The following is a 6,338-nucleotide window of genomic DNA, read 5'->3' as shown; positions in this document are numbered from 1 at the left end:
CTCATCTTTTTTCACAGTTTTACTAGCTTTTTCATTTTCGCCCTTTTTTCATATATTTGCAAACGTGAGATGCACCCCTAGATTGTCTAAGTTTTCTACTGTCATGTCAGATGCTTTCTGCATGGGCTGCTGAATTCTGATTTGAGCGTTCATCGCGATCGCAAGTTTATGCTATTCTTGGTGATGATTGACTATGGTTGCCATCGCAATTAACGCATTTTCGTCATCAATCAGGTAACAGTGAGGTAATAAACTTGGTTTGTGACCATCGCAATTTTAACCTACATCAGATTTAACTCACGCCCTCACGTCTATTATCAGGAATGCTTAACTAGGTGATGCGAGCGTGACCGCAATAATTGAGTATTTTTACTCACTATTGTCTGGGATGATTCACTTTTACCCTCTCAATCCGCGTATGTGCCAGTTGGGGGTGCGGAATGTGGGGTGTAATATCACTTCCGGCTGCACTCCTTATAATACTGAGGACACGGCACTGCCGTGTCCTAATTTCTTCTTCCTACTTCTTCCTTCGTGTTCTTCGCGTCTGGGCGGTTCAATCAAACCAATTCTTCCCGCACCAAAGGAGCAAATGCACTAATTTTCTGCAATTACCGATCGCTCTTTAATCCAATCGAGTAAAATAGGATTGACCAATTCCGGCGCTTCATCCTGTGGGCAGTGTCCCACTCCCTCCAAAGGAATAAACTTTTCAACAGCCGGAAACTTTGCCAATTCTCGCCCCAATGCGATCGGCTCCCAAGGGTCATCTGTCCCCCACAAAATCAAAGCCGGACAGCTCAAACGCGGCAACAAATCCTCCGGTAGCGGGCCTTGAGAATAACTGATAAATGCTACAAATACTTCCACTGCGCCGCTGTCTTTGGCAGGTTCCAGCAGCATATTTACCAGTTCGTCGCTGACAGCTTCAGGACGGCGATATGCTTGCAAAAGCACTTTTTTTACTGTTTTTGGCGTTGCTAATTGTTTAAAAAATAGTTGACTTATCCACTTGATATTTAAAACTTTTTGTGCAATTGGCGCTCCAAAACTGCGATACCAAGGCAATTCGGCGCGTTTGCGATCGTGCAGCAACCGCAGGGAACAATTGAGTAAAATTAGGCCAGAAGCAATATCGGGAAAATCCACAGCGGCTTGCATAATTGCCACACAGCCGATCGAATTTCCCACCAAAAAAGCCGGCCCGCCCGCAACTTCCCGACAAAAATCAGCAATTAGCTGTCCCCAAGTTTCAAAAGTATAGTCAATCTCAAGTTTGGGCGCGGGTTTAGCAGAACCGCCAAAACCGATGAGGTCGATCGCATAACAGCGGCAATCAGCAGCCAGCGCCGGCAAATTCTTGCGCCAGTGACCCCAAGACGCACCAAAACCGTGGACAAACACCACCGCAGGCCCCTGGGAACCCGCAGCCTGGTAGCAAATGGGAAAGCCTTTCCACAGCCAAGTTTGAGGTGCAACAGCAGTTGACGAAGTGGGAGTAGAAGATGTCATGCGATTTTAGATTTTAGATTTTAGATGAATGCAAGGCTGCAAAGAACTCAAGTCATTACTACAAACCGTATCGCAATTCGAGGCAACCACGGGGAGATGGCTCCCACTGCATAAATCCTCAGCCTTCCTTCCCTCTCCCCTCTTCCCTCTTCCTTCTTCCCTCTTCCCTCTTCCTTCTTCCTTCTTCCTTCTTCCTTCTTCCTTCTGACTTTGCAGTTAGAGCCGATATTATGTCACGATTAAACCTGCTGACTTCTTTGCTGTATTAAAATTTCCCTTATGCCAACGATCATTTCCACTGCTGTCGTACCGTTTCTGGGGTCGGAAATCGTACCAGACTACGACACCGCCAAAGTAGTTATCTTACCAATTCCCTACGAAGCTACCACCACTTACCGCCGGGGGTGCGAAAACGGGCCCGCTAAACTTCTAGAAGCTTCTCATCAACTCGAGTGCTACGACGAAGAATTGGATTCCGAAGTTTGCTACGATGTCGGAATTTATACACAAGAGCCGATCGCCGATACCCGCAACAGGCAACCAGTTTCATCCTCAGAAATGCTGCGAGTCACCCAAGCTGCAGTGCATCAGCTAGTTACCGAAAATAAATTTGTCATCTCCCTCGGAGGCGAACACAGCATCACTGCCGGCGTTGTCGAAGGTTATCGCCAAGCATACCCGGATGAACCTTTCACAGTCGTGCAAATCGACGCCCACGGAGACTTGCGGCACGAATACGAAGGCTCGATCCACAACCACGCCTGCGTGATGCGGCGTATTGTCGATATGGGCTTACCGACACTGCAAATCGGGATTCGCGCTATCTGCAAGGAAGAAGCCGACTTGATTAAAGCAAAACAGCTAAACGTGATTCGAGCTAGGGAAATCGCTACTCAACCGGATTGGGCCGATCGGGCAATTGCCAGCATAACAACTAAGCGAGTATTTTTGACGATCGACTTAGACGGCATCGATCCGACTTTAATTCCAGGGGTGGGAACACCAGAACCGGGCGGGTTAAATTGGTATTCCCTCACCGCATTTTTGCGCCGCGTCTTCGAGTCCTACGAAGTAATCGGGTGTGACATTATGGAATTAGCACCTATTGTAGATTCTGTAGTCTCAGAATTTACCGCCGCCAAATTAGCATACAAACTTATTGGATACCAAGCTCTGGCTCAAGGTTGGCTAAAGCCAGGCGAGGAATAAATCGCGAAGTACGAATCACAATAGGCTGTTGGCAAGGCTAGAATTAAGCTAAAGCCAAACAACAGCCAATTTTATTCGTGCTGACAGTTTCATCTTTCATGCTGGCAAATACTCCTCTTCACCTCCTGAAAACATGAGTTTACTAATCGATACAACGGGTACTCCCATTAACGGCTACGCTCCCGATTTTGAACTGCCGGGAGTTGACGAAGAAGTTCATCATTTAGCTCGATATTTAGAAAAATTTCGGGCGATCGCGGTGATATTTATGTGCAATCATTGCCCTTACGTGCAGTTGTATCTCAATCGTATGAAAGAACTTCAAGCAGATTTTCAAGATCGAGATGTTACTTTAATCGGGATTAATGCTAATGATGCAAATCAATATCCCGACGACAGTTTTGAGAACATGAAAATTTTTGCCGCCAACAATCAACTCAACTTCCCGTACATCCGAGATGTTGCTCAAGATGTGGCTGAAAGTTTTGGGGCTTCTAAAACCCCGGAGGTTTTTTTGTTAGACCAAGACGGCAAACTGCGCTATAAAGGTTTAATTGACGACAACGCTGACGATCCGGCGGCGGTGCAGGTTTCTTATCTGCGGAGTGCGATCGACCAATTGCTCAACAGTCAACCCGTTGAGCCTTCAACTACAGAGGCGATAGGCTGTTCCGTCAAATGGCGAGCATAGGCAGATTTAAAATTAACGTTCCGGCAGTAATTATTAACTGGTTCCCTGGCTGTGCCTGGGAACCTATTTCCAGAGGCTTGGCCTCGTTAAAGACTGGAGGCAAATTGGAGGTACAGCCTCCGAATCTGGTTTACCAGGCTCTGCCTGGTAAGGAGTAAAAAGATTCAAAACAATTTTCTGTGAACTTACAAAGTAGACGTATTCCCAACTTAATTCTCGCAGTCGCCTTCATGCTAGCACTGCTGATTAGTTGGAACTTATTTAATAACTTTTCTTCAGTCGATACGCCGCAGCGCACCTCATTAAACGTATCCGCTGCTATCAGTCTATCGAAACCTTTAGAGGAAATCAAAGCTGTTTATCAAAGCAGTAATCCGAATTTTACTATTACTTATAATTTTGGTGGTTCCGGTGCTCTAGAACAGCAAATTCAGCAAGGCGCCCCGGTAGATGTATTTTTCAGCGCCGCTACAAAACAAATGAACGATTTGCAGCAATCTAACCTGCTAATTAACGACACGCGCCGCAATTTGCTGACAAATCGCCTAGTTTTGATTACTCCCAAAAACGGTGGTGCTTTGAGCGATTTCACACAGTTGACAGATGCCAGAATCAAGAAAATTGCGATCGGCGAACCGAAAAGCGTACCTGTGGGCCAATACGCTCAGGAAATGCTAACTAAGCTTGGATTGTGGCAGCAAATCCAGCCAAAATTAGTGCTAGGAAATAACGTCCGCCAAGTGCTGACATTCGTCGAAAGCGGTAACGTTGATGCTGGTATAGTTTACACGACTGACGCCACAGCCTCCGACAAAGTAACTGTGCGGGTAACGGCTTCTGAAAATTTACACTCGCCCATTGTTTATCCGCTGGCAGTTATTAAAAACAGCCGCAATCCCGCTGCGGCAAAAGCGTTTGTTGACTTTTTGGCGGGCGATCAAGCTAAAATAGTATTTCAGAAATACGGATTTGGCCTAGTTCGATAACTAACTAATTATGGATTTTTTACCGCTGATGAAAGCAGATAAGCGTTGATTAACGCGGATGTATTTATAGATGGAATTTGATATTTCTCCGCTCTGGATATCTCTAAAATCCTCCGCTATTGCGACATTTATCACCTTTTTCCTGGGAATGGCGGCCGCTCGGTGGATGCTTTCTACTCGCATCAGAGGTAAAGCTTTGATTGAAGGCATTTTAATTTCTCCCTTAGTTTTGCCACCGACAGTAGTGGGATTTTTGCTGCTGCTGCTGTTTGGGAGAAATGGGGCGATCGGGCAATTTTTGCTACAATTCGACTTAACTATAATTTTCACTTGGCAAGCCGCCGCCATTACTGCCACAGTTGTCTCATTTCCCCTCATGTACAAAACTGCTTTGGGAGCTTTTGAGCAAATTGATGCCAATCTTCTCAATGCTGCTCGCACTTTGGGAGCATCGGAGTGGCAAGTCTTTTGGCGGATTATGTTGCCGCTAGCATGGCCGGGAATTTTAGCAGGAACTATTCTCGCATTTGCTCGCGCTTTGGGTGAATTCGGCGCGACGTTGATGTTAGCGGGGAATATTCCCGGACAAACTCAAACTATCCCGATGGCAATTTATTTTGCTGTGGAAGCAGGGGATATGAGGCAAGCTGCTATTTGGGTTTTGATTATTCTGAGTATTTCTTTGAGCGTGCTAACTGCTGTTAATTTTTGGACTGATTTACAAAAGATATCGCCCAAACCGAATCCGAACCCAAGACTGCAATCAAATCTTCCTAAAGTCGCGTCTACTTTTACCACAAAATCCCCACAACAACCGAAAAGCGGACTTTGTTTAAGCATTTTTAAACCTCTTTCCAGCTTTGCCTTGGATGTCGGCTTCGATATCGGCCCGGAAGTGCTGGGAATTTTGGGCGCGTCGGGTTCCGGCAAAAGCATGACTCTGCGCTGCATCGCCGGTTTGGAAACTCCCAGGAGCGGTAAAATTGTAGTCAATGGCAGGGTTTTATTTGACTCGGCACAGGGTGTTAATGTAGCTTCTAAAGACCGCCGCATCGGTTTTTTGTTTCAAAACTATGCTTTATTTCCTCACCTGACTGTTGCTCAAAATATTGCGTTTGGCTTGCAGGATTTATCTGAAAGCGAACAAAAAATTCGGGTAAAAGAACAACTAATTTCGGTGCAAATGTCGGGACTGGAAAACCGCTACCCGCACGAACTTTCGGGGGGCCAACAGCAGCGGGTGGCTTTGGCGAGGGCGATCGCCCCTTCTCCCGAATTGCTGCTGTTAGACGAACCGTTTTCTGCTTTGGATACTCACTTACGCAGTCAACTTGAACGCGAGTTAATGCAGACTCTGGCTAATTATCGGGGCATTACTTTGTTTGTCAGCCACAATTTAGAGGAAGTTTACCGGGTGTGCAAAAATCTATTGGTGTTGGCAGAGGGAAAGCCGATCGCCTTTGATACAAAACAGAACATTTTCGATCGCCCTGGCAACTTCACTGTCGCCCAGTTGACGGGCTGCAAGAATTTCTCAGCAGCTAAACTGATCGCAGAAACTCTTGTGGAGGCGATCGACTGGGGCTGTACTCTGACTGTAGTCGAACCAATTCCCAAATCTCTAGTTTCTCTGGGAATTCGGGCTCATCAACTGATTTTTGTTAGCGGGTGCGATCGTGAAAATACTTTTGCTTGTTGGATCGCCTCGACTGTGGAAACTCCGCACCGGGTGACATTATATCTCAAATTGCACTCGCCTCCCAATGATTCCCAAGATTATCACTTGCAAGCCGAAGTTTTCAAGGAAAAGTGGAGGGCTATTAAGGACAATCCTTTTCCCTGGTATGTTCATTTCGAGCCAATTAGGTTAATATTAATGGAAGCCTGAGTTAACTAGCAATATACCGTTAACCGTCAACACTCAACAGTTAACAGTTAAC

At 46.1% G+C, this 6,338-nt stretch carries 5 protein-coding genes; 4 read left to right on the top strand and 1 reads right to left on the bottom strand.

Translation table 11 applies throughout. The features are described from left to right. Positions 1 to 597 precede the first annotated feature (597 nt). On the bottom strand, positions 598 to 1,512 hold the full coding sequence (locus QUA10_RS20220) for an alpha/beta fold hydrolase (protein ID WP_333084301.1): 915 nt from the start codon (positions 1,510 to 1,512) through the stop codon (positions 598 to 600). A gap of 279 nt (positions 1,513 to 1,791) precedes the next feature. Between QUA10_RS20220 and speB the strand changes: the two genes are divergently transcribed. The 4 genes from speB (at position 1,792) to modB (ending at position 6,286) form a co-directional block, all read left to right on the top strand. Continuing rightward, positions 1,792 to 2,721: an agmatinase gene (gene speB / locus QUA10_RS20215; RefSeq protein ID WP_333084302.1), complete on the top strand. Its 930-nt coding sequence runs from the start codon at positions 1,792 to 1,794 to the stop codon at positions 2,719 to 2,721. A gap of 133 nt (positions 2,722 to 2,854) precedes the next feature. Beyond that, the gene (locus QUA10_RS20210) at positions 2,855 to 3,412 is read left to right on the top strand and encodes a thioredoxin family protein (protein WP_333068721.1); all 558 of its coding nucleotides are present in this window, start codon (positions 2,855 to 2,857) and stop codon (positions 3,410 to 3,412) included. 179 nt (positions 3,413 to 3,591) lie between these two features. Further along, the gene (gene modA / locus QUA10_RS20205; RefSeq protein ID WP_333084303.1) at positions 3,592 to 4,398 is read left to right on the top strand and encodes a molybdate ABC transporter substrate-binding protein; all 807 of its coding nucleotides are present in this window, start codon (positions 3,592 to 3,594) and stop codon (positions 4,396 to 4,398) included. A gap of 70 nt (positions 4,399 to 4,468) precedes the next feature. Beyond that, entirely contained in the window at positions 4,469 to 6,286 is a 1,818-nt protein-coding gene (modB, locus tag QUA10_RS20200; RefSeq protein ID WP_333084304.1) for a molybdate ABC transporter permease subunit, read from the top strand. Positions 6,287 to 6,338: the final 52 nt, after the last annotated feature.

The sequence above is a fragment of the Microcoleus sp. Pol8_D6 genome (genome assembly GCF_036700965.1).
Classification (GTDB): domain Bacteria; phylum Cyanobacteriota; class Cyanobacteriia; order Cyanobacteriales; family Microcoleaceae; genus Microcoleus.
Note: the sequence above shows the minus strand (reverse complement) of the source record. Positions and strands in the feature narration are given on the sequence as shown.

Coding starts and splice junctions, on each gene's coding strand:
- modB (WP_333084304.1), top strand. CDS start 4,469: ATGGAATTTGATATTTCTCCGCTCTGGATATCTCTAAAATCCTCCGCT.
- QUA10_RS20210 (WP_333068721.1), top strand. CDS start 2,855: ATGAGTTTACTAATCGATACAACGGGTACTCCCATTAACGGCTACGCT.
- QUA10_RS20220 (WP_333084301.1), bottom strand. CDS start 1,512: ATGACATCTTCTACTCCCACTTCGTCAACTGCTGTTGCACCTCAAACT.
- speB (WP_333084302.1), top strand. CDS start 1,792: ATGCCAACGATCATTTCCACTGCTGTCGTACCGTTTCTGGGGTCGGAA.